This is a genomic window from Streptomyces sp. NBC_00554 (genome assembly GCF_041431135.1).
Taxonomy (GTDB): Bacteria; Actinomycetota; Actinomycetes; order Streptomycetales; family Streptomycetaceae; genus Streptomyces.
Window position 1 is genome coordinate 2,318,275 of the sequence record NZ_CP107799.1, and the last position, 26,673, is coordinate 2,344,947.

The window sequence follows — 26,673 nt, forward strand, 5'->3', positions numbered from 1 at the left end:
CGCTGGGCAACCGGACGGCAGCTTAGGGTGATGTGCCGAATGACCGGCGCATGCCTGATGCCGTGGAGGCTCCTGATGGGAAACCCCAGCCCTTTAGTGATCGACCCGACCGGCCGCGACATTCACGGCGAGGGTGCCCGCATCCGTGCGGCGGGGCCGGTGGCCCGTGTCGCACTGCCCGGCGGCGTGGAGGCCTGGGCGGTGAGCAGCCCCGATCTGCTCAAGAGGCTGCTCACCGACCCCCGGGTGTCCAAGGACGCCCGGCAGCACTGGCCCCGGTTCGCGAACGGGGAGATCACCCCGGAGTGGCCGCTGTTCACCTGGGTCGCCGTGCAGAACATGTTCACCGCGTACGGCGGCGACCACAAACGCCTCCGCGTCCTGGTGTCCAAGGCGTTCACCGCCCGCCGGACGGCAGCGCTCCAGCCACGGATCGAGGAGATCACCAAGGGGCTCCTCGACCGCATCGAGGAGGCCGGAGGCGGTTCCCAAGTCGTCGATCTGCGCGAGGAGTTCTGCTATCCGCTGCCGATCCAGGTGATCAGCGAACTGTTCGGCCTGCCCGAAGAGGGCGGTCCTGAGCTGCGCCGGCTGGTGGACCGCATCTTCGACACCTCCGCCGACCCGGGCGAGATGACCGCCGCCTACGAGCGGTTGTACGTCGTCCTGGCCGAACTCGTCGCCGCCAAGCGGGAGTCGCCCGGCGACGACCTGACCACCGGCCTCATCGCGGCCCGCGACGAGGAGGGCAGCACTCAGCTCGCCGAGCAGGAACTCCTCGACACCCTGGTGCTGATGATCAGCGCCGGGCACGAGACCACGGTCAACCTCATCGACAACGCCGTCCACGCCCTGCTCACCCACCCGGACCAGCTCACGGCCGTGCGGGCGGGCCGGGCCTCGTGGGACGACGTGGTCGAGGAGACGCTGCGGGTGGACGCACCGGTCGCCAGCCTGCCACTGCGGTATGCCGTGACGGACCTCGACCTCGCCGAACTCGGCGTCCCCGACGGGACCGTGATCGCCAAGGGTGAGGCGATCCTGGCCTCCTACGCCGCCGCCGGACGCGACACCGAGCGGCACGGAAAGGACGCCGACCGCTTCGACGTCACCCGCGCCGACAAGGAGCATCTGGCCTTCGGCTACGGCGTGCACCACTGCCTCGGCGCCCCGCTGGGCCGCATGGAGGCCCGCATCGCACTCCCGGCGCTCTTCGACCGGTTCCCAGGTCTCCAACTCGCCGTTCCCGAGGACGAGTTGCGGCCGGTGGACTCCTTCATCTCCAACGGCCACCGCTCCCTTCCCGTCCGGGTCCGCTAGCCGACAACGGTCACTCCCCGCGCCACCAGGCCAGCAGCCGGGCCCAGCCGCTCTTCGGACGGTCGGGCACCGCTGCGGGCCCCTCCCCCGCCGCCACCGGTACGGCGCTCGCGTACGACGGCCGCCCACCGTCCGTCCGTACGGCAGCCGTGGCGGGCGGAAAACGCACGGGCAGCGCGGCGAGCGCCCGGTGGAACGGGCCTGGACGCCAGACCAACTCCTCGACGGGAACGGCGAGTTCGACATCCGGAAGCCGGTCGAGGAGCTTCTCGACCGCGACCGCCGCGATCAGCCGGGCCGGGCTCTGCGCGGGACAGTTGTGCGGTCCCGCGCTCCACGCCAGGTGGGCCCGATTGCCCGCCCGCTGATCGGCCGCCAGAGCGGGGTCGGTGTTCGCGGCGGCGAAACTGACGACGAGCGGGGCGCCCGCGCGCAGCAGCACCCCCTCGTACACGACGTCGTGCATCGGGAAGTGCACGGCGTAGTTGGCCATCGGCGGGTCGGCCCACAGCACCTCGTCGAGGGCGTCCTCCACGGGCAGGCTGCCGCCGGACAGATCCCCCGCGAACCGGTCGTCGGACAGCAGCAGGCGCAGGCTGTTGGCGATCAGGTTCTGCTGGGGCTCGGTGCCCGCGCCCATCAGCAGGACAAGGCTGTGGATCATCTCCTCGTCCGTCAGCCCGGCGGGGTGCGCCATCAGCCAGGACGTCATGTCCTGCCCCGGCCTGGCCCGCTTCAGCGTGACCAGGTCCACCAGCGTGGCGGTGAGCAGTTCGTTCGCCTTCTCCGCGTCCACCCCGTCGAAGATCCCGGACATGCCCTCGACCAGCCGGACACCGTACTCCGCCGGGCAGCCGAAGAGGTGGTTGAAGACCAGCAGCGGCAGGACCTGCGCGTACTCACCGAGCAGGTCCGCCGTTCCGAGCGGCGCGAACCGGTCGACGAGCGTGTCGGCGCTGCGCTCCACGTACCCGCGCAGCATGCTCGGCTCCACCCGGGCCAGGCTGTCGGCGATCGCCCCGCGGAGCCGGCGGTGCTCCTCCCCGTCGGTGAACAGCGCGTTCGGCCGGTACGCCATCATCGGCACGACCGGGCTGTCCATCGGTACGGTGCCGTCGGCGAGGTCCGTCCAGCGGCGGGGGTCCTTGGAGAAGGTCTCGGGACTGCGCAGGACGTGCAGGGCGGCGTCGTACCCGGTGACGAGCGTGGCCTGGACGCCGGGCGCCAGTTCGACGGGCGCGGTCGGCCCGGCCTTGCGCAGCCGCCGGTAGACGGCGGCGGGATCGGCCGCGAACTCCGGTCCGTGCAGCGGCTCGTGGAACGGGCAGCCCCGTGGGGGAACGGGCGGCGGTACGGCGGTCACGCGTGCTCCAAATCGCCGGTGCGGGTCAGCAGATACTCGACGAGGGTGATCAGCGCCTCCGTGGACGAGACCGGGTCGCGCGCGTCGCAGCGCACGAGCGGGGTCGCCGGCAGCAGGTCGAGGGCCTCGCGCACCTCGGCCAGTGCGTGTGCGGAAGCGTCGTCGAAGTCGTTCAGGGCGACGGCGTACGGCAGCCCCAACTCCTCCAGTACGCCCATGATTTCGAAGGACTCCCCCAGGCGCCGGGTGTCGGCCAGGACGAGCGCGCCGAGGGCTCCGTGAGTCATGTCCTGCCACAGCTCGGAGAAACGCTGCTGCCCCGGGGTGCCGAACAGGTAGAGGACCAGCGAGTCGTTGAGGGTGAGGCGGCCGAAGTCGAGGGCCACCGTCGTGGTCGTCTTGTCCGTCGTACCCGCCAAGTCGTCGACGAGAGCGCCGGCTTCGGTCATGATCTCCTCGGTGCGCAGCGGCCGTATCTCGGACAGCGCGCCGACGAAGGTGGTCTTGCCGACCGCGAAGTGGCCCACGACCAGCAGCTTGACGGCCGTCTGCACGCCGGGCCGGAGATAGACGTCGTCAGAGGCGGGCGCGGAGCCCATCGAGCACCTCCTGAAGGATGCTGGTGTCGGACGGCTGGGCGGACGGGATCGGCGCGCGGGTGACGATGTGCCCGCTGTCCATCAGGTCGGCGATCAGCACCTTCGTGACGCTGACCGGCAGCGCCAGATGCCCGGCCACCTCGACGACCGACAGTGCTCCGGGCCGGCACAGCTCCATCAGCCGGCGCTTCTCCGGGCTCAGGCCGGTCAGCGGCAGATCCTCGGCGGCGATCAGCAGGGTGACGAGGTCCAGGGTGTTGCGGGACGGCTGGGAGCGGCCCTCCGTGACGACGTACGACCGCACCAGCCGCTCGCCCAGGCGGCGGCGCCCGGGCGTCATGCCGGGCTGCCGGTGTCCTGCCGGGCCGGGCTGGTCAGCTCCTTGCCGAGCCGGTCGACCAGTTTGTGCATGCGGTAGGTGACCGCCTCCATGTCCACGTTCTCGGTGGTCGACACCGCGAGGTGGGTACCCTCACCGGCGGCGACGAGGAAGACGTACCCGTGCGCGAACTCGATCAGCGTCTGCCGCCAGGGGGTGTCCGGGCTGCCGCAGAACTCGGCCGTGCTGCGGCTGATCGACTGCACTCCGGACAGGCCCGCGGCCATCCGCTCGGCGTCGTCCCGGTCGATGTCCGCGGAGTGGGCCCGGAGCATGCCGTCGGCGGAGAGCAGGATCGCGTGCCGCGCCTCCGGCACCTTCAGGACCTCGTCGAGCATCCACCCCAGCTCGTTGGTCATGGGCGCGATCATCCCTGTGTGTTCCCTTCGGTCATGTGGGGGGTTTCATCGGCTGCGTCGGGGGTGTCCTGCGCGGCCCGGCCGAAGCGGGTGCCCCGGGCGAACGCGCCCATGCGCCGGGCCTGCTCCTCGGCCGAGCGGTCTCCGGGCTCCTCGGCGGCTGCGGCGGTGGCCGTTTCGGAGACCGTCGCCGCCCTTGGTCCGCGGCGGCGCCGCTTCGGCAGGCCACCGGCGGTGGTCGCTTCGGCGGACACCGGTTCGGCGGTGCGGGGCTCGCGCGCCGACTCGGTGGTTCGCGCCGGTTCGGCCGTGGGCTCCTGGACCGTGACTGCGGCCGTGTCCACATGAGTGAGCAGCGCGGCCGGTACGAACACCACGGCGCGGACACCCCCGTAGGGCGAGCGCGTGTCCACGGAGACGCTGAACCCGTACCGCGCGGCGAGTACGCCAATGACGGCGAAGCCGAACTGGGGCGGGTCGTCGAGCCGGGTCACGTCCACCGCGTGGCGTCCGGAGAGCAGTTCGGCGGCGTCCTCGGTCGCCTGACCGTCCATGCCGACCCCGGCGTCGTCGATGACCACACAGGCTCCGTTGTGCACGGACTGGACGTTGACCTCGACGGTCGTGTTGGGCTGCGAGTGGCGGGCCGCGTTGTCCAGGAGTTCGGCGATGGCGAGGACCACCGGCTCCACCGCCCGGCTCTCGACGGCGATGTCGACCTGCCCGATGACCCGGATCCGCCGGTAGTCGCGGATGCGGGAGGTCGCGCCGCGCACGACCTCGATCAGCGCGGAGGTGGCCCGCTGCCGTCCGGGCCACGAGCCGCACAGCACGGCGATGGCCTGTGCCCGGCGGCCGAACTGGGCGTTGGTGTGGTCGATTTCGAGGAGGTCGCGCAGCACGTCGGGGTGGTCGTGGCGGTCCTGCATCTCCGAGATGGACACCTGCTGCTCGTTGGCCAGGGCCTGGATCGAGCGCATCGACGCCTTCAGGGCGGCCTTCGCGGACTGGTCGGCACGGGACTGCGCGTGCTCCACGGCACCGGAGAAGCGTTCGAGGACGCTGTCGAGGCACTTGGCGAAGTCGGTGTCGGCCAGCCGGACGTCGAGCAGACCGGTCGCGGGGCCCGATTGCTGCGGGGAGTCGGCGAGGGCCGGCAGGCGGACCGCGACCACATGGCGCAGCTCCTCGTCCCGGGCCCGCAGTTCGTCCGCCAGCTCGGCGGTCCGCCCGCGCTGCCGCGCGGTGATCCCGCGCTGGCGCACCAGCAGCACGGTGGCGGCGAGCAGCGAGACGGCCAGGCACCAGAACGCCACCTCCGGTATCGGTTCGGTCATGGGGTTCAAGTCCTCTGAAGGCGTACGTGAGTCGACGGGGGCGCGAGTAGCGGCGTACGTGAGTCGGTGAGGGCGCGAGCGGGGGCGTACGTGGGTCGTTTGGGGCGCAAGTGACGCGGCGCACGACGCTAGCCTCGCGGCGGCTTCGGCGCTTGCGCCCGCGCGCAAGGAAGTTGCTGTCATGCGCACTGACCGTGTGGACTAGGCTGACCGCGAGTAACTACGGCCGTTCGTACGGGAGTTGCACGGGAGTTGATGGTGTCGTCGCTGTCCGCGGAAAGCTACTTGGTGGAGACGCGGACGACCGGGGAGGTGGATCCGCGCGAGCGGACCGACTTCTGGAGCGAGCACATCGGGTCCTACGAGCCCCAAATGGGCTACCGGTACCCGCGCACCGACAACTTCCGCGGTGAGACGGTCCGCCAGCGCACCGAGGCCTACCAGCTCGTCAGGGTCCGGTCGGACGAGGTCGCGTACAGCAGGTCCGCGCGGCAGGTCCGGGAGGACCCGGACGAGGACTACCGGTTGCTGCTTCCGCTCACCGGCGAGATCGTCGTACGGCAGAACGAGCGGGAGGCACGGCTGACCCCGGGAACGGGCACGCTCGTCTCCTTCGGGGCGCCCTTCGAATGCCACCAGGACGCGTCCGCGCAGGCGTTCGTCCTCACCATCCCGGCCCACGAGGTGGACGGGCCACTGAACCGCAGGTCGCCACTGGCCACCAGCCTCGATCTGAGCAGAGGCCTCGGACGCGTGGTGAACTCCATGGTGAGCGACCTGCACGCGGAGCGCGACCACCTCACCGATCCCCAGTTCAACGCTGTCTCCGACCGCGTCGTCGAGCTGTTGTGCATGCTCGCCTCCGCCGACGACCGCCCGGACTCGGCCAGGCATCTCACCGACGTGGAGACGATGGTCCGCCGCTATGTGCGCGAGCACGCCGCCGACCCCGCCCTCACCGGTACGTCCATGGCGCACACCCTCGGCTGGTCGCTGCGCCAGATCCAGCTGGCCCTGCAGCGCGTGGGCACCACCCCCCGCGAACTCATCCGCGAGGAACGCCTGCGCCTGGTCCGCGAGCGCCTTCGGTGCGGTGACTGCGAACATCTGACGATCACGGACCTCGCGTACGCCTCGGGCTTCTCCTCGGCCAGTGCGCTGAGCACGGCGTTCCGGCAGCGCTACGGGGTGAGCCCGAGGGAGATGCGGCACGGCGGGCGGCGTCGGCTGTAGGCCGTCGGTGCCGGAGGAGATCACCGCCGGTGACCGACTTCGGCACGGCCCTCCCCGTCCTGGCGCTCCCCTACTGGGCGTCGGAACGCCGGGCGCCCTCCGGGGCCTGACCGGTCCTTGCCGACCGCCGCAACTTCCGTATCGCGAGAGCGAGTTGCAGACGCAGCCGCCCCTGCGGGGAGTGCACGTCCCAGCCGAGGACATGCTCGGTCTGTACGAGGCGTTCCTGGAGCGTCGAGTGATGAACCGTCAGTTCGGCGGCGGCCGCGCGCAGACTCGGCGAGGCGGACACCGCGTGGAGTGTCGCGGCCGCCCAGGGCGCCTCGGCGACGGCCCGTTCCACGGCGAGTTCGTCGGGCACCGGCGGGGTGTCCGGGCCCACCGCGTCCGCGAGCAGCACCAGACCGCCGAGCTCGTCGGCGTACACCGTTCGAGGCCCCGGATCGTGCGCCGTGCCCTCGGCGGTCAGCCGGAGCGCGGTCCTGGCGGCGGCCCACGACCCCGGAAGCCCGTCCGGTTCCACGGCCGGTCCGACCCCGGCCCGCCGCGCCTCGTTCCCCGGCCGTCCGGCGGTCACAATCTCTGCACCGCCCCCGTACAGCGCCAGCGCTTGCACCAACTGTCCCTGCCTCAACCCCAGTTGGGCTGCGGCACGCATCCGGGTCGCACGCGGCGCGGACGCGTCGAGGACCACCTCTACGAGCGCGGGATCGGGAGCCGACGCGGCAGCGGGCGCCCAGCCACGCGTCCGCTCCAGAACAGCCCGTACGGCACCGGCGGCCCGCTCCAGAATCATCGCGCGTACCCCGTCGGGCGGGCCGGGGGTCTCCAGCCAGAGTGCGGCCGGGGTCTGCGGGGTCGACGGACGGGCGAGGTCGGGGGTGTCGAGCTGCGCCTGTGCGTGGGTGGCATGGGGAGTGTCGAGCGACGCCCGCGGCGGGGCGGCATCGGGAGTACCCGGCGACGCCGGGGCGGCGTCCGAGTTCCCCTGCGACACCGGGGCCGGGGCTGCGTCGAGAGAGCCCGGCGACCCCGATGGCGAGACGGCATCGAGGGAGCCCAGCCGCGCCCACGGCCGAACGGAATCCGGGACGCCCGATGACGACGAGGCCGAGGCGACGTCCGGGTTCCCCTGCGACACCGGACTCGGGACGGCGTCCGGGTGCCCCGCCGGCACCGAGGCCGGGCCCGCATCCGGGTTCCCCGGCGACTTCGAGACCAGGCCGGCGTCAAGGGTGCCCAGCCGCCCCGCGGCCGAGGCGGCGTCGAGGGAACCCGGGGACGCCGCGGCCGGGATGCCCAGCCGCGCCCCCGACCCCGGCACTCCGGAGGTGTCGAGCGGCGCCCACGGCCACGTCGGATCCGCCGGCCCCCCGGAGTCCTCCCGTCGTCCGTCCGGTTCGACGCGGATTCGGATGCCGCGGCGGTCGTCGATCAGGCGGGCGGGGCAGCCGGAGAGTACGGCGGCGCCGCGTACCAGGGCCTCGAGGCCTACCCGGCCCTCCATCAGACGGTCGAAGTAGGCGATGACCTGTAGCGCGGCGCCCGCGTCCGGGTCGAGCTCCGCGAGGCGTCCTGCCAGCTCTCTCACAGACACCATCCTGCGACCGTGGGCCCGCCCTGCCAACCGTCGGGGGCCGCGAACCGGCCGGTCAGGCGCCGAGGAGCCGGCGCAGCCAGCGGAGCCTGGTCGCCCGGCTCTCCTGGGACAGCGGCACCTGTGGAGCCAGCCCTTCGAAGCCGTGGAAGCCGCCGGGCCACACATGGAGCTCGGCGCGACCGCCCGCCTGCCACAGGCGGGTGGCGTACGCGACGTCCTCGTCGCGGAAGGTCTCCGCCGAGCCCACGTCGATGAAGGCCGGGGGCAGCCCGGACAGGTCGGTGGCGCGGGCCGGGGCCGCGTACGGCGAGACACCGGGGCCGCCGCTCGCCTCCCCGAGCAGCGCGCGCCAGCCCATCTCGTTGGCGGTGCGGTCCCAGACGCCGAGCCCCGCCATCTGGTGGCCGGACAGCGAGTCGTTGCGGTCGTCCAGCATCGGGCACATCAGCATCTGGCCGATCAGCTCCGGCCCGCCGCGGTCCCGGGAAAGGAGGGCTAGGGCAGCGGTGAGTCCACCACCGGCGCTGCCCCCGGCGGCGATGATGCGGTCCGCGTCGATCCCGAGTTCGCCCGCGTTCTTCGCCGTCCACACCAGGCCCGCGTAGCAGTCCTCGACGGGCGCCGGATGCGGGTTCTCCGGCGCGAGCCGGTACTCCACCGACACCACCACGAGCCCCAGCTCCTCGGCCCAGTCGAGCGCCTCGGGCACCCCCATCCGGTTGTCGCCGACGACCATCCCGCCACCGTGGATGTAGTACACGGCCGGCAACGGTGTGTTCACGCCGCTCGGCCGGCAGATGAGCAGTGAGACGTCCGGCGCCCCCTCGGGCCCCGGTACCGACCACTCCTCGACCTGGAAGGCGCCGCCGCGCCGCAGGTCCTCGTCCGAGGGCCGCAAGGGGTTCGTGGCCTCCCGCAGCAGAGGAATCTGCTCCAGCGTGAAGGTGGTCGGAATCTGCTCCCTGACCAGTTCCAGGACGGCGGCCAGCTCCGGATCGAAGGGCGGCGGCGGAGGGACAGGACCGGTGTGTGCCGGTGAAGTGGCGGTCGTCGGCTCGGCGGTCATGACGGCTCCTCGCGTTCCGGTCACTGCGGTGTGACCAGTGCGTTCATGGTGCCCCGGAGCGCGAACGCCCGGGTACGCGCCGTTCGGCTGGAATCCCCCGCCATGCGGCGGGGCGCCATCCCGTGGTTTCCCCCGCCCGCGAGATGACTAGTGTCCCGGGAGACAGATGCGACGCCTGATGCGCGGATGCCAACTCCGCGACACGGGCGCTCAGTTGACGACGTAGGTCACCACTCGACGGAAGGAACGACGTTGTCCGACAACCCAGGACCGGCCGGCCGCATCGACACCGAGACCGCGCACTCTGCACGGATCTACGACTACATCATCGGAGGAAAGGACTACTACCCCGCCGACAAGGAGGCGGGCGACGCGATGGCACGGGAGTGGCCCGCCCTGCCGGTGCACATGCGGGCCAACCGCGACTTCATGAACCGCGCCGTGCGCCATCTCGCCCAGGAGGCGGGGATACGCCAGTTCCTCGACATCGGGACCGGCATCCCCACCTCGCCCAACCTCCACGAGATCGCCCAGTCGGTGGCCCCCGAGTCCCGGGTCGTCTACGTGGACATCGACCCCCTCGTCCTCACCCTCTCCCAAGGCCTGCTGGCCGGCGCGCCCGAGGGCAGGACGTCGTACCTGGAAGCGGACATGCGCGACCCGGCGAGCATCCTGAACGCCCCGGAGCTGCGCGAAACGCTCGACCTCGGCAAGCCGGTCGCCCTCACGGTCATCGCGATCGTCCACTTCGTGCTGGACGAGGACGACGCGGTCGGCATCGTCCGCCGCCTCCTGGACCCGCTCCCTTCGGGCAGCTATCTCGCGATGTCCATCGCCACCGCCGAGTTCGCACCCGACGAGGTGGGGCGGGTCGCAAACGAGTACGCGGCCCGCGGCATGCCCATGCGGCTGCGTACGCACGCCGAGGCCGGGGAGTTCTTCGAGGGCCTCGACCTGGTCGAGCCCGGCATCGCGCAGGTCCACAAGTGGCATCCGGACGGTGCCGGCAGGGCCACCGCCGAGCCGATACGGGACGAGGACATCGCCATGTACGGGGCGGTGGCCCGCAAACCGTAGGAGCCGACCGCCGCTTCAGACGGGCCGCGGAGTCAGCCGGTGCAGCCCCCTGCGGTCGTAGTAGCGGGTCATCGCGAAGCCGAAGAGCAGCGCGAGGGCGGTGCCGATCGCGATCCACAGCCAGGCGCGGGTGAGGCCGGCATCCGCGCGCGCGTCGAAGAAGAGGATGGCGCGGACGCCGTCGCTGAGCTGGCGCATGGGCTCGAAGAGGGACAGGAAGCGGTAGAAGCCGGGGACGGCCTGCAGCGGGATGGTCGCTCCGGAGGACGGCAGGCCCAGGACGATGAACACGAACATGGACACGAGCTGGCCGATCCCGCCGAACGCGGCGTTGATGGCCTGCACACCGAGTCCGACCGCGAGACTCGCGCAGTAGGAGTAGATCCACAGCAGCGGCAGATGGGACGCGTCCATGCCGAGGATCGCGACGGTGGCGACCATGATCAAGGTGGTGCTGAGGACGGTGATCCCGGCGGTCATGCCCATCTTCAGCAGCAGCGACTGGGTACGGCTGATGGGCACGGTCGGGCGGCGGGTGTGCCAGGGGCCGATCTCGGTGTCCGCGTAGCCGAGGGCGCTGTCGACTCCGGTGCCGATGATGTTGGCGCCCATGAAGCCGGCCAGCACGAGCAGCAGGGTGTAGTAGAACGCGGTCAGGCCGAGGCCGCTGTGCTCGCCGATGGGGTGGCCCACCTTGGTGGTGACCGTGACCGGGTCGGCGAGCAGCAGACGCCCGGTGGAGCCGGCCTGTGCGGTGGCGGGGGCCGCCGTCAGCTCCCTGCCGATGGCCAAGGAGGCCTGCTGGGCGGCCTGTTGGGTGATCCTGCTCGCCAGCGAGGAACCGAAGCTGCCCATACCGGGGTTGGTCAGTACGGTGATCCCCGGCCGCGCCTTGGCGTTCGCGGTGGTGAGCGCGGCGACGGAGGCGGTGAAGTCCGCGGGGACGACCAGGGCGCCGTAGATCTTCCCGGAGGCCAGCTGGTCCTGCGCCTGGGCGGTGGTGAGCGTGCGCCAGTCGACCGTGTCGGAATTGCCGGAGGTGATGGACCGGGTGATCTGCGTCCCCAGGTTCTCCTGCTGCCCGGGCAGCGGCTGGCCCCGGTCCGCGTTGACGATGCCGATGGGCAGGTCGTGCAGCGCGCCGTTCGGGTTGACGATTCCGCCCATGTAGAGCAGGGACAGCAGCAGTGCGAGCAGCCCCGTCAGAACGGTGGGCATCAGCCACAGCTTGGGGCGGCGCAGCAGCCCGGCGGCGCGCGCCTGCGGGGAAGCCGGTGCGGGAGCCGGTGCCGGAGCCTCGTGGTGATCGCTGTCGTCGGCCATGGTTCTCCCTGGGTTCTGGGGCGGCACGAGTGCGTCACGTCAGGATGTGGGCTGCGACGGGAAGGCCCGATCAGCGACTCGCCGGACCTCTGACGACACGCTCCGGGACCACGCCCTGCGCGTCACCGCGCCGCAGATACCGGGACCTGGGTTGATGCGATCACCGGATCGGACCATTCTTGTACATATGGCGACATTGCCGGGCGACAAGGGGCGAGCGGCCACGGCCGGTGACGCCATGGCGGTCGTCGACGTGCACGGCATCGTCACCGGCTGGAGCGAGGGCGCGCGCCTGCTGACGGGGTACACCTCGGCGGAGATCACCGGACGGCCGGTGTCGGACCTGGCGGACACCGATGACGTACAGCGGGCACTGCGGACGGCGGGCGACGCGCTCGTGGACGTACGGCGGCGGGACGGGCAGCGGACCCGGCTGGCCCTGCGGGTGTGCCCGCTGCGGGGCGGGAACGGTGAGCGCCAGGGATACGTGATCACCGCGGCGCCGGAGCCGCAGGGCCAGGCGCTCGGAGAGCTGGCGTTCCGGCAGTCGTCGATGTCGATGTCCGTCTTCGACACCGAGCAGCGGTATCTGCGCATGAACGACACGGCGTCCCGGATCATGGGCTCGCACGAGGCCGACTTCCTGGGCCGCTTCTTCCCGGACACCGTGGAGAACGCGGAACACAGCCGCGGCTTCCTGAGCCACCTGCGGAAAGTGGTCGAGACGGGCCTGCCGGTGCACTACGAGAGCTGGACCCGCGCGCCCTCCGGGATGCGGATGCACGCCTGGAACACCGAGATGTGGCCCCTGCGGGATTCCGCCGGGCAGCTGCTCGGCGTCGCCCTCGCCGCCTTCGACAGCAGCGAGCAGCACTCCGCACGGCAGCGGCTCGCCCTGCTGAACGAGGCCGCCACCTCCATCGGTACGAGGCTGGACGTCATCCACACCGCCCGGGAGCTGGCCGAGCTGGTGGTGCCCCGGCTCGCGGACTTCGCGAGCGTGGATCTGCTGGACTCGGTACTCCAGGGCGAGGAGCCGGTCGTCGGCCCGGTGGGCGGCGACGTGGAGCTGCGCCGCGTCGCGCACCACTCCCCTACGGCCGGGGTGCCGGAGGCGGCGATCGACCTGGGCGCGGCTGACGTCTATCCGCCCTCCTCCGCGCCGGCCCGCGCCCTCGCCACCGGGCAGGCGGTGCTCACCCGCACCGGCGACCCGGACCTCGACACCTGGCTGACCCGGCACGCCGAGCGGTCCGCCAAACTGCGGGACTTCGACGCGGGCGACCTGTCCCTGATGGCCGTACCGCTGGTGGCACGGGGTACGACGCTGGGGGTGTCGGTCCTCGTACGGCAACTCACCCCGGTCCGTCCCGATCCCTTCGACCAGGACGACGTGTCGCTGGCCAGGGAGCTGGCCAGCCGCGCGGCCATCTGCGTCGACAACGCCCGCCGCTACACGAAGGAGCGCACCACCGCGCTGGCCCTGCAGCGCAGTCTGCTGCCGCAGGCCATGGCCGGGCAGGCTGCGGTCGAGTTCGCCTCCCGCTACCTTCCCGCGCTGTCGCAGGCGGGAGTCGGCGGCGACTGGTTCGACGTGATCCCGCTGTCCGGGACCCGGGTGGCGCTGGTCGTCGGCGACGTCGTCGGGCACGGCATCCACGCCTCCGTCACCATGGGCAGGCTCCGTACGGCGGTGTGGACACTGGCCGATGTCGACCTGGCCCCGGACGAGTTGCTCACCCACCTGGACGACCTGGTCGGACACCTGGCGGCCGACGAGAACGCGACGACCGGGGAGATCGGCGCGACCTGCCTGTACGCGGTGTACGACCCAGTGTCCCGGCACTGCACGATCGCCGCCGCCGGACACCCGCCGCCCGTGGTGCTGCTCCCGGACGGAGCCGTCGAGGTCGTCGAGGTGTCCGCCGGGCCGATGCTGGGGGTCGGCGGCCTCCCCTTCGAGGCCACCGAACTGACCCTGCCCGAGGGCGCCGTCCTCGCCCTCTACACGGACGGTCTCGTCGAGGCCCGCGACCTCGACGTGGACACGGGCACCGCCGCCCTGTGCACCGCCCTCGCGGCGCCGGCGGGCAACCTGGAGGACGCCTGCGACAACGTCCTCAAGGCCCTGCTCCCCCGGCGCCCCGCCGACGACGTGGCCCTGCTCCTCGCCCGTACCCGCGCCCTCGACTCGGAACAGGTGGCCGTCTGGGACCTGCCCGCCGATCCGGCGGTGGTCTCCACCGCCCGCCAGTACGCCACCGAGCGGCTCACCCGCTGGGGACTGGACGAGGCCGCCTTCGTCACCGAACTCGTCGTCAGCGAACTGGTCACCAACGCCATCCGCTACGGCGGCGCCCCCATCCAGCTCCGCCTCATCCGCGACCGCACCCTCATCTGCGAGGTCTCCGACGCCAGCAGCACCTCCCCCCACCTGCGCCGCGCCCGCACCACCGACGAGGGCGGCCGCGGCCTCCTCCTCGTGGCCCAGCTCACCGACCGCTGGGGCACCCGCCCGACGGCCACGGGGAAGACGATCTGGGCGGAGCAGGTTCTGCCGGTCCGGTGAGTTGCGTACGCACGAACTGCTCGACCTCGTAGCCGGAAGCGGCTCGACCGACAGGTCGGGGCTGCCAAGTCGCCCAGCCTCCGACGCCGCTTCGGCTCCCGGACACCCTGTGGTCACGCGGGCGGGGAACGCTCCCCGCGTCCCCTCTTGCCTCGCCTTGTATCCGTCCGACCCGTGACCCCGCGGGACGCGACGCGGAAGGACGACGTGCGCCGTGTCCCAGATCCGGATCGACGAGTTCCCAGGGCCGCTCACCCTGACTCGCTCACCCTCCCCCTCCCCTAGCCCCTCCCCCGCTCTCTCCCCCACACGCCATGTCCGCCTGGCGCTCAGTCTGGTCCCGCTGCTGCTGATCGGCGCGTGGGCCGCCGTCGACTGGCGTGCGATGCACGACGGCACCGCGCGGCTGGCCTCCGCCGACCCCTGGTGGCTGCTGGCCGGGGTGGTGTTCACCTGCCTGTGCTGGGTGGGCGCCGCCGTGACCCGGCAGGGGGCCATCCCGGAGAGCCTTCCGCCGGGGCCGCTGCTCGCCTCGCAGTTCGCCGCCGGCGCGGCGAACCACGTCCTACCGGCCGGGATCGGCGCTCATGCCGTCACCCTCCGCTTCCTCCAGGGCCGCGGCATATCCCTCGCGCGGGCGACCGCCTCGCTCGCCCTGTACTCGCTGGTCAAGCCGATCGCGAAGATGGTGTTGATCCTCGCGTTCCTGCTCGCCTTCCCCGGCACGCTGCGGATCGGCCAACTCGTCCCGGACGGGCAGACGTTGCTGCTGGTCGCCGCGGGCGTGCTCGTCGGTCTCGCCGCGACGGCCGTGCTTCTGACGGTCGTACGCCGGTTGCGGCGCCCGCTGCTCGAGTTCGTCCGCACCGCCCTCACCGACGCGCGGATCCTGCACACCCGGCCCAGCCGGGTACTCGCCCTGTGGGGCGGGGCGGCCGCCTTCCCCCTGTTCCAGGCGGGCGTGCTCGCCTCGGTCGGGGCCTCGCTCGGTCTGCCCCTGCCCTGGCCGCACGTGGTCTTCGCGTATCTCGCGGCCAGCGCGGTGGCCGGAGCGGTGCCCGCGCCGGGCGGCATCGGGCCGGTGGACGCGGCACTGGTGATCGCCCTCGTGGTGTTCGGCGCGCCGATGACGCTCGCCACGGCGAGCGTCATCGGCTATCGCGTACTGACCGTCTGGCTGCCCCTGCTGCCGGGCGCAATCGTGCTCTCGGCCCTGGTACGCCGAAAGGTGCTGTGAGGCCCCACGGCACGGCACCCGCCTGAAGCCGCTCAGGCCTGGTGACACCACCAGGCACCGCGCCTCCGTGCGGTCTGGATGCGGTCCGGACGCGGTCTGGACGCGGTCTGGACGCGGTCTGGACGCAATTCGAATGCACTCCGGATGTGCAAGTTCACCTTGCGTTCCGCGAAGGGTGAGCCTTGGCCGCGCGGCGGTACCGTCAGCCGCCGTCGCACAGCTTCCGGCTCGCGTTACCGGACGGCAGGCATCCGGGCAGTCGCGAATCGAGCCGCTTCCGCCCGCCACGAAGGACGGTCCTCCCATGCCTCTGTCCACCCGGCCCCGAAGAGCGCTGGCCGCATCGGTCGTCGGCACCACCCTGGTGCTGAGCGGCTGCGGAGCGCAGTCGCAGTCCCGCACCGCTTCCGGCCCGCTCACCATCGGGTTCGTGAACGGTTCCGACACCGCGTTCCACACCTGCCTGCGCAAGGCCGTCGAAGAGGAGGCCACCGCCCAGCGCGTCACGCTCCACACGGCCAACTCCCGCCAGGACCCCGGCACCGAGCTGTCCAACATCCAGGGCATGATCGCGCGCGACGTCGACGCGGTCATCGTGCAGACCGTGAACGTCGACGCGCTCGAGGACGACATCGCGAAGGCCAAGCAGGCGGGCATACCCATCTTCCTGACCACCTTCGTCCCCGAGGACACGGCGAACCTCCTCGGGGCGGTCGTCGTCGACCTCAGGAAGGTCGGGGAGCTGGACGCCGACTGGGTCGCCAGGGACGCAGCAGGACGGCAGGTGGAGGTCGGCGTCATCGCCGGAGCACCGGGAGCCGCCTCCGACCTGCTCACCTCCGGCTTCAGCGAACGGCTGCCGGCCAACGCCGAGGTGGTGGCGACGGCGCCCGGCATGTTCGACGCCGCCAAGGCACAGGGTGTCGCCGCGAACATGATCGAGGCGCATCCGGACCTGCGGTACGCGTTCGTCGCCAACGAGGAGATGGCCTTCGGCGTCCGCAAGGCCTTCGACGCGGCGGGCGCCGAGGACGTCAGGATCGTGACGGTCAACGGCACCGACGAGGGCCTGGCCGCGCTCAAGGACGGCCGCTTCTCCGCCACGGTCACCAACTCGGCGATGCGTATCGGTGAGCTGGCGGTGGAGAACACCGTGGACCTGCTCCGTAAGTACAAGGAGGTCGAGAAGATCACCGAGCTGCCCATCCGCCTCATCACCGAGGACAACACGGAACTGGCCCCGATGTACTGCCCGTCGAACGACTACTGAGCGCCGGTCGCCCGGCGAACGGGCGGCCCCGGGGCCTTCACCGCCACGACGACGATGAAGGCCCCCTCCGATGAAGGCCCCCTCACGCACACCGACCGGAGTGGCTCACGAGTAGGTGATGCCCGAAGCGCTGTAGCGGCAGTACGTGCCGTCCGGCCCGCTGCCGAGCGAAGGCGGTTCGGCACCGGTGGAGTTGCCCTGGAAGCGCTCGCACACGGTGATCTTCTTGCTGCTGTCGCCCACGATGGTCACACCCGAAATCGTGGCCGTGTCACCGTAGTTGGAGTTGATGCCGGCCAGTACCTTGCCGGGGCTGGTCGCCTTGACGTTGCTGATCACGACATGGCGTTCGTACTGGGTCTTGCAGTTGCCGCACGAGCGGTAGAGCTTGCCGAAGTCGGCGACCTGGAAGTTCTTGATGGTCAGCGTGCCGGCGCCGTTGTGCTGGAAGACCTTGTCGTCCGCGCCCTTCGCACCGCCTCCGTCGACGAGGTAGGTGGCCGAGGCCGACTTCCCCTTGAAGGTGGCCGCATCCTCGCCGACGTCCTCCCACCACACGTTCTGCAGGGTGCAACTGCCCAGGCAGTGCACGCCGTCAGCGGCCGGTGCACCCAGGACGACGTTCTTCAGCACGGCACCGTCGGCAAGCTCGAACAGCGGCCCCTGGTCCTCGTCCTGGCCGGCGCTGCCGAGGTCGCCGGAACCGTAGAAGCGCGCCAGGCCTCCGTCGTAGGTGCCGGAGACCGCGATGGTGGCGGTCACCGCCTTGCCGCCGGTGACGGTGGGCCAGGCGCCGAGCGTGGTACTGCCGGAGGAGGAACTCGCCGACGCGGTGGCGGACTTGGTCGCGGAGACCGACGCCGAAGCCGAAACCGCGGGCGACTTCGACGCGGAGGACGATGACGTCGCCGACGGTGAGGCGGTCGGGGACGCGGTGCGCGACGCCGATGCGGAGGCGGAGGCGGAGGGCGTCGGTGAGGAGGAGGCGTCCGCGGCCTCCAGGGTCCAGCTCTTGCCGCTCGCCTTGTCACAGGAGTTCTGCTGCGCCAACTGGCCCTTGAGGTTGAGGCACTTGGCGCTGGCGACGTTGACGAGGTGGAACGCCGACCCCAGTTCGGTCAGCTTCCACACCTGCGAGTCGCCGCCGTCGCAGTCCTGCTGCTGCACGGCCTTGCCGGCCGACGTCGAGGCGCCCTTGACCCCGACACACAGTCCACCGGACGCGGTCGTGACGGTGAACCCACCGTCGGAGTCGGCGAGTTGCCAGGTCTGCGCGGCGCCGCCCGCACACTCCGCGGCCGCCAGCTGCGCGCCGCTCGACGGCGCCGTCAGGCAGGTACCGTCGGCGCCGTTGACGATCCGGTACGTCCCCGGTGGTGATGGCGCCACCGGTCAGCGCCGTGGCCAGGGCCGCGACCAGGACACTCCGCCGGCGGTTGTTTCTCCTGCGCCGCGACCGGCGCGGTTTCGCTCTCTCGCTCACGTCGTCACTCTCGTTCGGAAGTTCGGGCTGCCCGTGAGTGGTCGCCGGCCGCGCAAGGGTTGCCGCGAATCCGGAACGTCTTCGCGCACCCCGCCGCGAGAGAGGAACGGCAGGGCGGTCGCAGCCGGGCCGCTACCGGGGACGCGGCGGCGACGAGCCCCGGTTGTGCGTACGCCGACCGGTGTCGGCCGGTGCCTCGAAGTAGGAGTCGGGCTGACCGGACCAGCGGGCCGGGGCGCGGTACGGGGCACCGGACGGCGTACGGGAAGGGGAGCCGGACGGCGTCCGGGACGGGGCACTGGACGGCGTACGGGAAGGCGCGCCGGACGGGCCCCGGCGCGCGGCAGGACCGCTCCAGTCCCCGTCGCCCAGGACCAGCAGCGGGTCGAACATCACCACCACGCCCGCCAGCACCAGGAAGATGACCGGGCCGATCAGCATGGGGAGCAGGAGCGAGTAGGCGGACCCGCCGGCCCAGGAGCCGCCCTTGCTGTGGAGGTGCACGCTGACGGCCGCCATGCCCGTGTAGTGCATGCCGGTCACGGCGATACCCATGATGAGGCTGGCTCCCAGGCTGGCCAGGAAGCCGCGGATCGTGACCGCCGCCCAGAGCGCGGCGGTCGCGGCGACGATGGCGATCGCCACGGACAGCCCGACGGTGACCGCGTCGTACCGCAGACTCCCGTTCAGGCGTATGGCCGCCATACCGACGTAGTGCATGACCGCGACGCCAAGACCGGTGAACGTCCCCGCAGCGAGCAGGGCCTTCGTGCTCGCGCCGTAGCGGCCGACCGCGAAGACACCGAGGCCGACCACGAGTATCGCGACGCCGAGACTGAGAATCGTCAGGCCGACGTCATAGCGGAGGCGTGATTCCTCGACCTGGAAGCCGATCATGGCGATGAAGTGCATCGTCCAGATGCCACACCCGATCGATGTGGCTCCGAGCGCGAGCCAACCGGGCTTCCACGACTGCTCGTTGCGCAGGGACCTGGTGATACAGCGCAGCCCGAGCGCCGCCCCCAGACATGCCATGACGTAGGCGGTCACCGGTGTGACCAGGCCGTAACTGAATCCGTCAACTGTGCCCTGCATATGCCAACATCCCCCCGGAATACGGCCGTTGTGGGGGACATGTGTACGTGCCATGACCGCATGGAGCAAGTCATTCCGGCCGATTGGCCATTAACTTCTTGTCACAACCACATCAACCACATCAAAGGGACCGGCGCGAACGTTCGCGCCGGTCCCGGAGGGCATGATCAGAATGCGGCCGAAGCGACCACGGAATTACGGTCGGGCGTCAGGCGCGTCAGGCGCCAACCGCAGCGAAATGCTGTTGATGCAGTACCGCTGATCGGTCGGGGTCGCATACCCCTCCCCCTCGAACACGTGCCCAAGATGCGACCCGCATCGAGCACACCGCACCTCCGTGCGCACCATTCCGAGCGAGCTGTCCTGGATCAGCTCGACGGCGTCGGTGTCCTTGGGGTCGAAGAAGGACGGCCAGCCGCAGTGCGACTCGAACTTCTCGCCGGAGGTGAAGAGCTCGGCGCCGCAGGCACGACAGGAGTAGACGCCGGTCGTCTTGGTGTCGGTGTACTCACCGGTGAACGCCGGCTCCGTGCCCGCCTTGCGCAGCACCTTGTACTCGGCAGGGGTCAGCTCGGCGCGCCACTGCTCGTCCGGCTTCTCGATGTCGTACGACATGTTGCTCAACCCCTCACAGACGGTACGGCTACTTCGACAGGCGGGTCAGGATCTCCGGACCGAGGTCCGTGACGTCGCCCGCGCCCATGGTGAGAACGAGATCACCGGGCTTCGTCATTCCCGCGATCGCCGCCGGCACCTCCGCCTTGTCGTGGACCGGCGTCACATCCGCGCCCGCGGCCCGCGCCGCCTCGATGATCAGCTCGCTGGTGACGCCCGGGATCGGGTCCTCGCGGGCCGGGTAGATGTCCAGGACGACCGAGGCGTCCGCCAGGGACAGGGCCTCGCCCATCTCCTTGCCCAGTTCCTGGGTCCGGGAGAACAGGTGCGGCTGGAAGACGACCAGGATGCGGCCGGAGGCACCCGCGCGCATCGCCTCCAGGTCCGCCGTCATCTCGGTCGGGTGGTGCGCGTACGAGTCGACGACCTGGACGCCGGCCTCCTCGCCCTTGAGCTGGAGGCGGCGCTTCACGCCCGTGTAGGAGGCGAGCGCGGGGGCCAGCTCGGCGGCCGGGACACCGAGTGCCACGCCGGCGGCCAGCGCCGCGACCGCGTTGTGCGCGTAGTGGCGGCCGGGGACGGAGACGGTGAAGGTGAGCTGTGCGCCGTCCAGCTCGACGGTGACCTCGCTCTTGAGGCCGTGGGGAACGACGGACAGCACACGTACGTCCGCATCCGCCGACTCGCCGTATGTCACCACGCGTACGCGGCCCGGCAGCCGCCGCGTCAGCTCGCGCGCGCCCTCGTTGTCCGCCGAGATCACCAGCGTGCCGCCCTCGGTGACACGGTCCACGAACGTCTCGAAGGACTCGTAGATCTCGTCCATGGACGCGTAGTTGGCGTGGTGGTCCAGCTCCGCGTTGAGGATGATCGCCACCTCGGGCGCGTACTTGTGGAAGCTGCGGTCCGACTCGTCGGCCTCGGCGACGAAGATCTCACCCTCGCCGTGCAGGGCGTTGGAACCGGGAGCGTCGAGGTCGCCGCCGATCGCGTACGAGGGCTTCAGCCCCAGCGTCGAGAGCGACACGGCCAGCATCGAGGTCGTCGTCGTCTTGCCGTGGGTCCCCGCGACCGCGATCGGGCGCAGGCCGTCCATCAGGCGGGCAAGGGCGTCCGAACGGTGGACCACCGGAATGCCGAGCTCCGCGGCACGGGCCAGCTCCGGGTTGTCCGCGCGGATCGCGGAGGAGACGACGACGCAGGTGGCGTCGGCGGCGAGATGGCCGGCCGCGTGCCCGATGTGCACCGTCGCACCCAGCGCGCGCAGCGCCTCGGCGGTCGCGGACTCCTTCGCGTCACTCCCCGCCACCGCGGCACCCCGCTGCGCGAGGATCTTCGCGATGCCCGACATCCCGGCGCCGCCGATACCAATGAAGTGCGGTCGGTCCATGGCGGTAGGAAGGCCGGGTGCCATGCGTGTTTCTCCCAAGATCCGGTACGACGATGAGCCCCCAGCCTATTCCGTACAACGCTGGGCACCTGTCAAGGGGCGCCGGCGAAGACGCCGGTTAGGGGCGCGGGGAACTGCGCGACCAGCCACGGCGCACCCGCACCCCGAAACGCACCGAACCCCCACGGCGCCCCCGGCCAAGCCCAGCGGCATGCGGCTACGCCTTGCTGTGCGAGAACAGCTTCAGCACCGGCACCCCCACCTTGTGCCGAGCCCGAGACGCCCAGTCCCGGTGGAAGAACTCCTCCACATAGTGGGGATCGGTCAGCACGATGACCTCATCCGCGTCGATCTCCTCGACCAGGCCCTTCAGCGCATCCAGCGGATGGTCCTCGATCAGCCGCCCCTCGGCCTGGTTCCCGGTCGCCCGCAGCGCCACCAGCGACACGTCGAGGGCCTGCTGCCCCTGACCGGCGGCGTCGTCGCCCTCGGGGGTCTCGTCCTCGTGAGCCGCCTCGTCCAGCTCGCCGAGCGCGACGTCGTCGATGGCCCTCAGCAGCCGGTCCGCCTGGTCACCCCGGGGCTGGAGCAGCACGTGGAAGGCGACGGACTCGTCACCGTGCAAGGTGGTGACGAACTCCACGTCGTCGGACGTCAGGGCCTTCTCGATCATCAATACGCTTGTGAACACGACAGGCGCCCTTCTCCTCCGTGGGCCGTTCCCAGGCCCCTGCGGAAACCATCCTGCCCCGTAACCGCACGGGGTCTGCGAAATTCAGTGTGCCCCGCCGAAGAAAAACGGAACGGGGTATTCCGCCGACTTGTCAGGACCGACGGTATCGGGCGTAGAGGAACCCGGCCTCTTCCAGCAAGGACGCCAGTTCGAACCGTTTCGGAACAGCGATCGACGGGCCTCCGGCGATGCGCTGCGCGTCTCCCGCGGTGAGCGTCGGGGAGACCGTGAGACAGAGCTCGTCGAGCACCCCGGCCGCGATCAGCTGGCCCAGCAGGCGCGGGCCGCCCTCGGTCAGCAGCCGGGTCATGCCGAGGTCGCCGAGCGCGCGTACGGCCCGGGCGGGGTCCACGCCCATGCCGTCCCCCGCGATCACCACCCGCGCGCCCGCCTTCTCGGCGGCCGCGACCCGGTCCGGGGCCGCCCCGGCGCCGGTCAGGACCAGCGTGGGCACCTCGGGCGAGACGAAAAGCGGAAGCGAGAAGTCCAGGTCGAGACTGGCGGTGACGATCGCGATCGCGGGCGCCGTGCTCTGCCCTGCCGCCTCCCTCCGCTCCACGAAGGCCTCACGCGCGCGTGCCGGACGGTAACCCTCCTGGCGTACCGTTTCCGCACCCACCAGGACGACGTCGGCCAGTGCACGCAGCACTCCGAAGATCCGCATGTCGGTGGCGCCGGAGATGGCCTGGGACCGCCCGTCGTGCTGGGCGGCGCCGTCCAGCGTCGACACCATGTTGGCGCGCAGCCAGGGCTCACGGGCCTCGGGGTAGGCGTACGCCTCCGCCAGCTCGTCGAGCTCCCACTCCCGGTCCGTCACATCCGCATCCGGTGCCCCGCCGGAGGCCTGGGCTGCTGTTTCGTAGGTCACAGGGAACAGGCGTCGCATGACGTGCAGTGTGGCACGGCCCTTAGAGTGGGGAACCGTGTCGACCTCCACCACCTCCGCCGGGTTCGGTCCGATAGCCGAAGCGACCCCGCTGTCCCTGTGCGCCCGCGAGCCGCACGTCCCCGCGGACCGGCTCGTCGCCGAGATGGTGCCGCCGCCGCGCTTCGACTCGGTCCGCTTCGCCACGTACATCCCGGACCCGAACCAGCCGAGCCAGCCCGAGGCCGTACGGGTCCTCAGCGGCTTCGCGGCCGGTCTGGGCGGGGCACACGCCGCGGGCTCGGGCAGGCGCAGGCTGTTCGGCTTCGGGAAGGCCGCCAAACAGGCCCCCGCAGGCCCGCGCGGCGTCTATCTGGACGGCGGCTACGGCGTCGGCAAGACCCACCTGCTGGCCTCCCTGTGGCACGCGACCCCCGCCGAGCCCGAGCTCAAGGCCTTCGGCACGTTCGTGGAGCTCACCAACCTGGTCGGCGCGCTCGGCTTCCAGAAGACCGTGCAGACGCTGAGCGGCCACCGGCTGCTGTGCATAGACGAGTTCGAGCTCGACGACCCCGGCGACACCGTCCTCGTCTCCACCCTGCTCGGCAAGCTGGTCGACGCGGGCGTGGCGCTCGCGGCCACCTCGAACACACTGCCGGGCAAGCTCGGCGAGGGCCGGTTCGCGTCCGCCGACTTCCTGCGCGAGATTCAGGGTCTGTCTGCGCACTTCCGTCCGCTGCGGATCGACGGCGAGGACTACCGCCACCGCGGGCTGCCCGAGGCCCCGGCGCCGTTCTCCGACGAGCAGGTCACCAAGGCGGCGTACGCCACCGAAGGCGCGTCCCTCGACGACTTCCCGCACCTGCTCGACCACCTCGCGCGCGTCCACCCGAGCCGCTACGGCGCTCTGACCGACGGCCTCAAGGCCGTCTGCCTCACCGACGTCCAGCCGATACCGGACCAGTCGACGGCGCTGCGTCTCGTGGTGCTCGCGGACCGGCTGTACGACCGCGAGGTGCCGGTGCTCGCCGCCGGAATGCCTTTCGACAAGCTGTTCAGCGAGGAGATGCTGAACGGCGGCTACCGCAAGAAGTACTTCCGCGCGATCTCCCGGCTCACCGCGCTGGCACGGGATGCCAAGGGGCTCGTGAAGGACTGATTCCCGCCACGCCCCCTCCTACTTTCGGGCTCTCTTCAGGGCGAAACGTAAAGTTAACCCTGCAAACAACTGGCCGCGTTAACGTAGATCTTGACGCTGACTGTTGACGTGTGTGAGCAGCCGGGAGGGGGCCCATGTTCCGAGGTACGAAGGCCCGGACCCTGTTCGTGGTACTCGCCACCGTCCTGATGAGCCTTCAGTTCTTCGCTCCCACACAGGTGTTCGCTTCTGCGCAGAAGAGTGAGGTCGCCTCCTGCGGCGAGTCCGAGCACCAGCAGAAGCAGAAGGTGGCGCCGGCACTCCGGTCCCGCGACCGCAGCCGTGACGAGGACCTCGTACCCGAAGCGCCCGCCCGCGCCCTGCTGGCGAGCGACCCGGCGGCCGGCCGTCCCCTCGTCCCGCCCCGCGAGACCTCCGTTCGCACGTCCAGATCGTCAACCAATCATTCCCCCGCGGCACTTCAGGTCTTCCGCTGCTGAGCGGAGCGCATCCCCCCACGCTCCGTTCTTGTAAGCCGACGCGCCATCGAGGCGCGCCAGGAGGAACTGACACATGCAGCCCCTCATCGATCACGCCCGCGCGCACGGACAGCGCCCCGAGCGGTTCGCCCAGCTGGCCCAAGGCCAGTCCCCCCAGGTCCTGTTCATCACCTGCTCCGACTCCCGTGTCGTCCCCGCGCTGATCACCGGCGCCCGCCCCGGCGAGCTCTTCGAGCTGCGCACCGCGGGCAACATCGTCCCGCCGTACGTCCCCGGGCGGCCGACCGCCGAAGCCGCCACCGTCGAGTACGCGGTGGACGTGCTCGGTGTCTCCGAGATCGTGGTCTGCGGCCACTCCCACTGCGGCGCCGTCGGCGCGCTGGTGCGCGGCGACGACCTGACCGCCGTACCCGCCGTGCGCGACTGGCTCGCCCAGGCCGAACCGCCGTCCGGCGCGGCACACGACGACCCGGCCGTCGCCGACGCGGTGCAGAACCACGTCCGCGCGCAAATGCTCAGGCTCCGCGCATACCCGTGTGTGGAACGGGCCCTGACGGCAGGTCAACTACGCCTGCACGGCTGGTACTACGAGGTCCACACCGGCGCCGTACAGGCGCACCGGGCGGACACCGGCGCCTTCGAGGCGCTGTGATCGACGCGATGAAACTCCCCCACCTGCGGCAGGACTTCGCCGCGTCCGTCGTCGTGTTCCTCATCGCCCTCCCCCTGTGTGTGGGCGTCGCCGTCGCCTCCGGCGTCCCGGCCGAACTCGGCCTGGTCACCGGCATCGTGGGCGGTCTCGTCACCGGGCTGATGCGCGGCAGCAGCCTTCAGGTGTCCGGGCCGGCCGCGGGGCTGACCGTGCTGGTCTTCGAGGCCGTGCGGGAGTACGGCCTCGCCGTGCTCGGAGTCGTTGTACTCACCACGGGCGTACTCCAACTCCTCATGGGGGCCCTGAAGTTGGGGCGCTACTTCCGGGCCATCTCGGTGGCCGTCGTCGAAGGCATGCTGGCCGGGATCGGTCTCGTCCTGATCGCGGGCCAGCTCTACTCGATGGCCGGCCTGAAGGCGCCGGCCTCCGGTCTGGGCAAGCTCGCCGGGCTGCCGGCGGCGCTCGTCGACGCCGCACGCAGCCCCGAGGCGCTGGCATCGGTCGCGCTCGGCGCGGGGACCGTCCTCGTCCTCGTGCTGTGGAAGCTGCTGCCACGGCGGGTCCGTACGGTACCGGCGGCGCTCGGCGCGGTCGCGCTGGCCACCCTCGCCTCGGCGGCGTTCGGCCTGCCCGTGGCGAAGGTCGAGGTGCGGGGGCTGCTCGGCTCGGTCCAGCTGCCGACTCTCGACGCCCTCGGGGAACTCGGACACGTCGGTGTGCTCGGCACGGTCCTCGCCTTCACCCTGATCGCCTCCGCCGAGTCGCTGTTCAGCGCGGCGGCCGTGGACCGGCTGCACGACGGGCCGCGGACGGAGTACGACAAGGAGCTGATGGCGCAGGGCGCGGGCAACACCGTCTGCGGGCTGCTCGGCGCGCTGCCGATGACCGCGGTGATCGTACGCAGTGCGGCGAACGTCCAGGCGGGCGCGCGGACGAAGGCGTCCCGGGTCCTGCACGGCGTGTGGCTGCTGCTGTTCGCGGCGCTGCTGCCGGCCGCGCTCGGCGTCATTCCGCTGCCGGCCCTCGCGGGCATCCTGGTGTACGCGGGCTGGAAGCTGATCCCGCTGCGCGAGATCGCGTCGCTGTGGCGCGAGCACCGGGGAGAGGCGCTGATCCTCGTCGTCACCGCGGTGTCGATCGTCGCCGTGAGCATGTTCGAGGGGGTTCTGATCGGGCTCGCGCTGGCCGTCGCGAAGACGGCGTGGGAGGCCTCGCACGTGCGCCTCGACGTCATAGACAAGGGAGCCGGGCCCGTCCAGGCGCATCTGTCGGGCAATGCGACCTTCCTGCGGCTCCCGAAGATCCTCGACAGCCTGGAGGCACTGCCGCAGGACCGGCCCATCGAGCTGGACCTCTCCGGCCTGCACCACCTGGACCACGCCTGCCGCACCGCGCTGGAGAGCTGGTCGGCCCGGCACAGCGCGGCGGGAACCGACCCGGTGAAGGTCACCTCGGGGTCCTGACCCGGGC

The 26,673-nt window shown here is 71.3% G+C and carries 24 protein-coding genes; 10 read left to right on the forward strand and 14 right to left on the reverse strand.

What is annotated here, in order from left to right; all coding sequences use genetic code 11:
• Positions 1–75 precede the first annotated feature (75 nt).
• Positions 76–1,320: a cytochrome P450 gene (locus OG266_RS10170; protein WP_371544797.1), complete on the forward strand. Its 1,245-nt coding sequence runs from the start codon at positions 76–78 to the stop codon at positions 1,318–1,320.
• A gap of 10 nt (positions 1,321–1,330) precedes the next feature.
• Here the strand turns inward: OG266_RS10170 and OG266_RS10175 are convergent, their stop codons facing one another.
• From OG266_RS10175 to OG266_RS10195, 5 genes are read right to left on the reverse strand one after another with little or no spacing between them, the layout of a single operon-like run.
• Positions 1,331–2,683 carry a cytochrome P450 gene (locus OG266_RS10175; protein ID WP_371544800.1) on the reverse strand — a complete coding sequence of 451 codons (1,353 nt, stop codon included), beginning with the start codon at positions 2,681–2,683 and terminating at the stop codon, positions 1,331–1,333.
• The gene (locus OG266_RS10180; RefSeq protein ID WP_371544803.1) at positions 2,680–3,282 is read right to left on the reverse strand and encodes an ATP/GTP-binding protein; all 603 of its coding nucleotides are present in this window, start codon (positions 3,280–3,282) and stop codon (positions 2,680–2,682) included. Before OG266_RS10180 ends, OG266_RS10175 begins: the two co-directional genes overlap by 4 nt.
• On the reverse strand, positions 3,260–3,622 hold the full coding sequence (locus tag OG266_RS10185; protein WP_266474080.1) for a DUF742 domain-containing protein: 363 nt from the start codon (positions 3,620–3,622) through the stop codon (positions 3,260–3,262). The genes OG266_RS10180 and OG266_RS10185 overlap by 23 nt, the downstream gene beginning before the upstream one ends.
• Positions 3,619–4,032 carry a roadblock/LC7 domain-containing protein gene (locus OG266_RS10190; protein WP_266474081.1) on the reverse strand — a complete coding sequence of 138 codons (414 nt, stop codon included), beginning with the start codon at positions 4,030–4,032 and terminating at the stop codon, positions 3,619–3,621. Before OG266_RS10190 ends, OG266_RS10185 begins: the two co-directional genes overlap by 4 nt.
• Positions 4,029–5,357, reverse strand: coding sequence for a sensor histidine kinase (locus tag OG266_RS10195; protein ID WP_371544806.1), 1,329 nt, complete (start codon positions 5,355–5,357; stop codon positions 4,029–4,031). The genes OG266_RS10190 and OG266_RS10195 overlap by 4 nt, the downstream gene beginning before the upstream one ends.
• A 255-nt stretch (positions 5,358–5,612) precedes the next feature.
• On the opposite strand from OG266_RS10195, the gene OG266_RS10200 reads away from it, so the two are divergent.
• Complete coding sequence (locus OG266_RS10200) at positions 5,613–6,590, forward strand: helix-turn-helix domain-containing protein (RefSeq protein ID WP_266474083.1); 978 nt, start codon at positions 5,613–5,615, stop codon at positions 6,588–6,590.
• 70 nt (positions 6,591–6,660) lie between these two features.
• Here the strand turns inward: OG266_RS10200 and OG266_RS10205 are convergent, their stop codons facing one another.
• Positions 6,661–8,190, reverse strand: coding sequence for a helix-turn-helix domain-containing protein (locus OG266_RS10205; protein ID WP_371544810.1), 1,530 nt, complete (start codon positions 8,188–8,190; stop codon positions 6,661–6,663).
• Positions 8,191–8,242: 52 nt separating this feature from the next.
• Positions 8,243–9,256: an alpha/beta hydrolase gene (locus tag OG266_RS10210; protein ID WP_371544813.1), complete on the reverse strand. Its 1,014-nt coding sequence runs from the start codon at positions 9,254–9,256 to the stop codon at positions 8,243–8,245.
• 252 nt (positions 9,257–9,508) lie between these two features.
• Between OG266_RS10210 and OG266_RS10215 the strand changes: the two genes are divergently transcribed.
• Complete coding sequence (locus OG266_RS10215) at positions 9,509–10,333, forward strand: SAM-dependent methyltransferase (RefSeq protein ID WP_371544817.1); 825 nt, start codon at positions 9,509–9,511, stop codon at positions 10,331–10,333.
• 15 nt (positions 10,334–10,348) lie between these two features.
• On the opposite strand, the gene OG266_RS10220 is transcribed toward OG266_RS10215, so the two are convergent.
• The gene (locus OG266_RS10220; RefSeq protein ID WP_371544820.1) at positions 10,349–11,656 is read right to left on the reverse strand and encodes a YhgE/Pip domain-containing protein; all 1,308 of its coding nucleotides are present in this window, start codon (positions 11,654–11,656) and stop codon (positions 10,349–10,351) included.
• 187 nt (positions 11,657–11,843) lie between these two features.
• Between OG266_RS10220 and OG266_RS10225 the strand changes: the two genes are divergently transcribed.
• The 3 genes from OG266_RS10225 to OG266_RS10235 all read left to right on the forward strand — a co-directional run bounded on the left by OG266_RS10225 (position 11,844) and on the right by OG266_RS10235 (position 16,732).
• On the forward strand, positions 11,844–14,225 hold the full coding sequence (locus OG266_RS10225; RefSeq protein ID WP_371544822.1) for a SpoIIE family protein phosphatase: 2,382 nt from the start codon (positions 11,844–11,846) through the stop codon (positions 14,223–14,225).
• 214 nt (positions 14,226–14,439) lie between these two features.
• Positions 14,440–15,462 (forward strand): YbhN family protein, encoded by a 1,023-nt coding sequence (locus OG266_RS10230; RefSeq protein WP_371544825.1) that lies wholly within the window; start codon positions 14,440–14,442, stop codon positions 15,460–15,462.
• Positions 15,463–15,766: 304 nt separating this feature from the next.
• On the forward strand, positions 15,767–16,732 hold the full coding sequence (locus OG266_RS10235; RefSeq protein WP_371544827.1) for a sugar ABC transporter substrate-binding protein: 966 nt from the start codon (positions 15,767–15,769) through the stop codon (positions 16,730–16,732).
• 105 nt (positions 16,733–16,837) lie between these two features.
• On the opposite strand, the gene OG266_RS10240 is transcribed toward OG266_RS10235, so the two are convergent.
• The 6 genes from OG266_RS10240 to OG266_RS10265 all read right to left on the reverse strand — a co-directional run bounded on the left by OG266_RS10240 (position 16,838) and on the right by OG266_RS10265 (position 22,934).
• Positions 16,838–18,121, reverse strand: a complete 1,284-nt coding sequence (locus OG266_RS10240) for a pectate lyase (RefSeq protein ID WP_371544830.1) — start codon at positions 18,119–18,121, stop codon at positions 16,838–16,840.
• A 226-nt stretch (positions 18,122–18,347) separates the two neighbouring features.
• Entirely contained in the window at positions 18,348–19,310 is a 963-nt protein-coding gene (locus OG266_RS10245; RefSeq protein WP_371544833.1) for an MHYT domain-containing protein, read from the reverse strand.
• A gap of 195 nt (positions 19,311–19,505) precedes the next feature.
• The gene (gene msrB, locus OG266_RS10250) at positions 19,506–19,925 is read right to left on the reverse strand and encodes a peptide-methionine (R)-S-oxide reductase MsrB (RefSeq protein WP_266475032.1); all 420 of its coding nucleotides are present in this window, start codon (positions 19,923–19,925) and stop codon (positions 19,506–19,508) included.
• A gap of 28 nt (positions 19,926–19,953) precedes the next feature.
• On the reverse strand, positions 19,954–21,339 hold the full coding sequence (murC, locus tag OG266_RS10255) for a UDP-N-acetylmuramate--L-alanine ligase (protein ID WP_371544836.1): 1,386 nt from the start codon (positions 21,337–21,339) through the stop codon (positions 19,954–19,956).
• A gap of 193 nt (positions 21,340–21,532) precedes the next feature.
• Entirely contained in the window at positions 21,533–22,006 is a 474-nt protein-coding gene (locus OG266_RS10260) for an indole-3-glycerol phosphate synthase (RefSeq protein WP_371544839.1), read from the reverse strand.
• Positions 22,007–22,139: 133 nt separating this feature from the next.
• The gene (locus OG266_RS10265) at positions 22,140–22,934 is read right to left on the reverse strand and encodes a pyrimidine reductase family protein (protein WP_371544842.1); all 795 of its coding nucleotides are present in this window, start codon (positions 22,932–22,934) and stop codon (positions 22,140–22,142) included.
• On the opposite strand from OG266_RS10265, the gene zapE reads away from it, so the two are divergent.
• The 4 genes from zapE (at position 22,933) to OG266_RS10285 (ending at position 26,666) form a co-directional block, all read left to right on the forward strand.
• Complete coding sequence (zapE, locus tag OG266_RS10270; RefSeq protein ID WP_371544844.1) at positions 22,933–24,072, forward strand: cell division protein ZapE; 1,140 nt, start codon at positions 22,933–22,935, stop codon at positions 24,070–24,072. The genes OG266_RS10265 and zapE overlap by 2 nt on opposite strands.
• 134 nt (positions 24,073–24,206) lie before the next feature.
• Complete coding sequence (locus tag OG266_RS10275; RefSeq protein WP_371544847.1) at positions 24,207–24,551, forward strand: hypothetical protein; 345 nt, start codon at positions 24,207–24,209, stop codon at positions 24,549–24,551.
• Between the two features lie 73 nt (positions 24,552–24,624).
• Positions 24,625–25,203 (forward strand): carbonic anhydrase, encoded by a 579-nt coding sequence (locus OG266_RS10280; RefSeq protein WP_371544850.1) that lies wholly within the window; start codon positions 24,625–24,627, stop codon positions 25,201–25,203.
• An 8-nt stretch (positions 25,204–25,211) separates the two neighbouring features.
• Positions 25,212–26,666 carry a SulP family inorganic anion transporter gene (locus OG266_RS10285; protein ID WP_371544853.1) on the forward strand — a complete coding sequence of 485 codons (1,455 nt, stop codon included), beginning with the start codon at positions 25,212–25,214 and terminating at the stop codon, positions 26,664–26,666.
• The last annotated feature ends 7 nt before the right edge of the window (positions 26,667–26,673 follow it).

What these genes read in the sequence shown, in the direction of transcription:
- OG266_RS10185 (WP_266474080.1), bottom strand. Translation starts at nt 3,622, where the DNA reads ATGACGCCCGGGCGCCGCCGCCTGGGCGAGCGGCTGGTGCGGTCGTAC.
- OG266_RS10210 (WP_371544813.1), bottom strand. Translation starts at nt 9,256, where the DNA reads ATGACCGCCGAGCCGACGACCGCCACTTCACCGGCACACACCGGTCCT.
- OG266_RS10235 (WP_371544827.1), top strand. Translation starts at nt 15,767, where the DNA reads ATGCCTCTGTCCACCCGGCCCCGAAGAGCGCTGGCCGCATCGGTCGTC.
- OG266_RS10190 (WP_266474081.1), bottom strand. Translation starts at nt 4,032, where the DNA reads ATGATCGCGCCCATGACCAACGAGCTGGGGTGGATGCTCGACGAGGTC.
- zapE (WP_371544844.1), top strand. Translation starts at nt 22,933, where the DNA reads ATGACGTGCAGTGTGGCACGGCCCTTAGAGTGGGGAACCGTGTCGACC.
- OG266_RS10170 (WP_371544797.1), top strand. Translation starts at nt 76, where the DNA reads ATGGGAAACCCCAGCCCTTTAGTGATCGACCCGACCGGCCGCGACATT.
- msrB (WP_266475032.1), bottom strand. Translation starts at nt 19,925, where the DNA reads ATGTCGTACGACATCGAGAAGCCGGACGAGCAGTGGCGCGCCGAGCTG.
- OG266_RS10195 (WP_371544806.1), bottom strand. Translation starts at nt 5,357, where the DNA reads ATGACCGAACCGATACCGGAGGTGGCGTTCTGGTGCCTGGCCGTCTCG.
- OG266_RS10180 (WP_371544803.1), bottom strand. Translation starts at nt 3,282, where the DNA reads ATGGGCTCCGCGCCCGCCTCTGACGACGTCTATCTCCGGCCCGGCGTG.
- OG266_RS10265 (WP_371544842.1), bottom strand. Translation starts at nt 22,934, where the DNA reads ATGCGACGCCTGTTCCCTGTGACCTACGAAACAGCAGCCCAGGCCTCC.
- OG266_RS10285 (WP_371544853.1), top strand. Translation starts at nt 25,212, where the DNA reads ATGAAACTCCCCCACCTGCGGCAGGACTTCGCCGCGTCCGTCGTCGTG.
- OG266_RS10225 (WP_371544822.1), top strand. Translation starts at nt 11,844, where the DNA reads ATGGCGACATTGCCGGGCGACAAGGGGCGAGCGGCCACGGCCGGTGAC.
- OG266_RS10220 (WP_371544820.1), bottom strand. Translation starts at nt 11,656, where the DNA reads ATGGCCGACGACAGCGATCACCACGAGGCTCCGGCACCGGCTCCCGCA.
- OG266_RS10205 (WP_371544810.1), bottom strand. Translation starts at nt 8,190, where the DNA reads ATGGTGTCTGTGAGAGAGCTGGCAGGACGCCTCGCGGAGCTCGACCCG.
- OG266_RS10280 (WP_371544850.1), top strand. Translation starts at nt 24,625, where the DNA reads ATGCAGCCCCTCATCGATCACGCCCGCGCGCACGGACAGCGCCCCGAG.
- murC (WP_371544836.1), bottom strand. Translation starts at nt 21,339, where the DNA reads ATGGCACCCGGCCTTCCTACCGCCATGGACCGACCGCACTTCATTGGT.
- OG266_RS10275 (WP_371544847.1), top strand. Translation starts at nt 24,207, where the DNA reads ATGTTCCGAGGTACGAAGGCCCGGACCCTGTTCGTGGTACTCGCCACC.
- OG266_RS10200 (WP_266474083.1), top strand. Translation starts at nt 5,613, where the DNA reads ATGGTGTCGTCGCTGTCCGCGGAAAGCTACTTGGTGGAGACGCGGACG.
- OG266_RS10245 (WP_371544833.1), bottom strand. Translation starts at nt 19,310, where the DNA reads ATGCAGGGCACAGTTGACGGATTCAGTTACGGCCTGGTCACACCGGTG.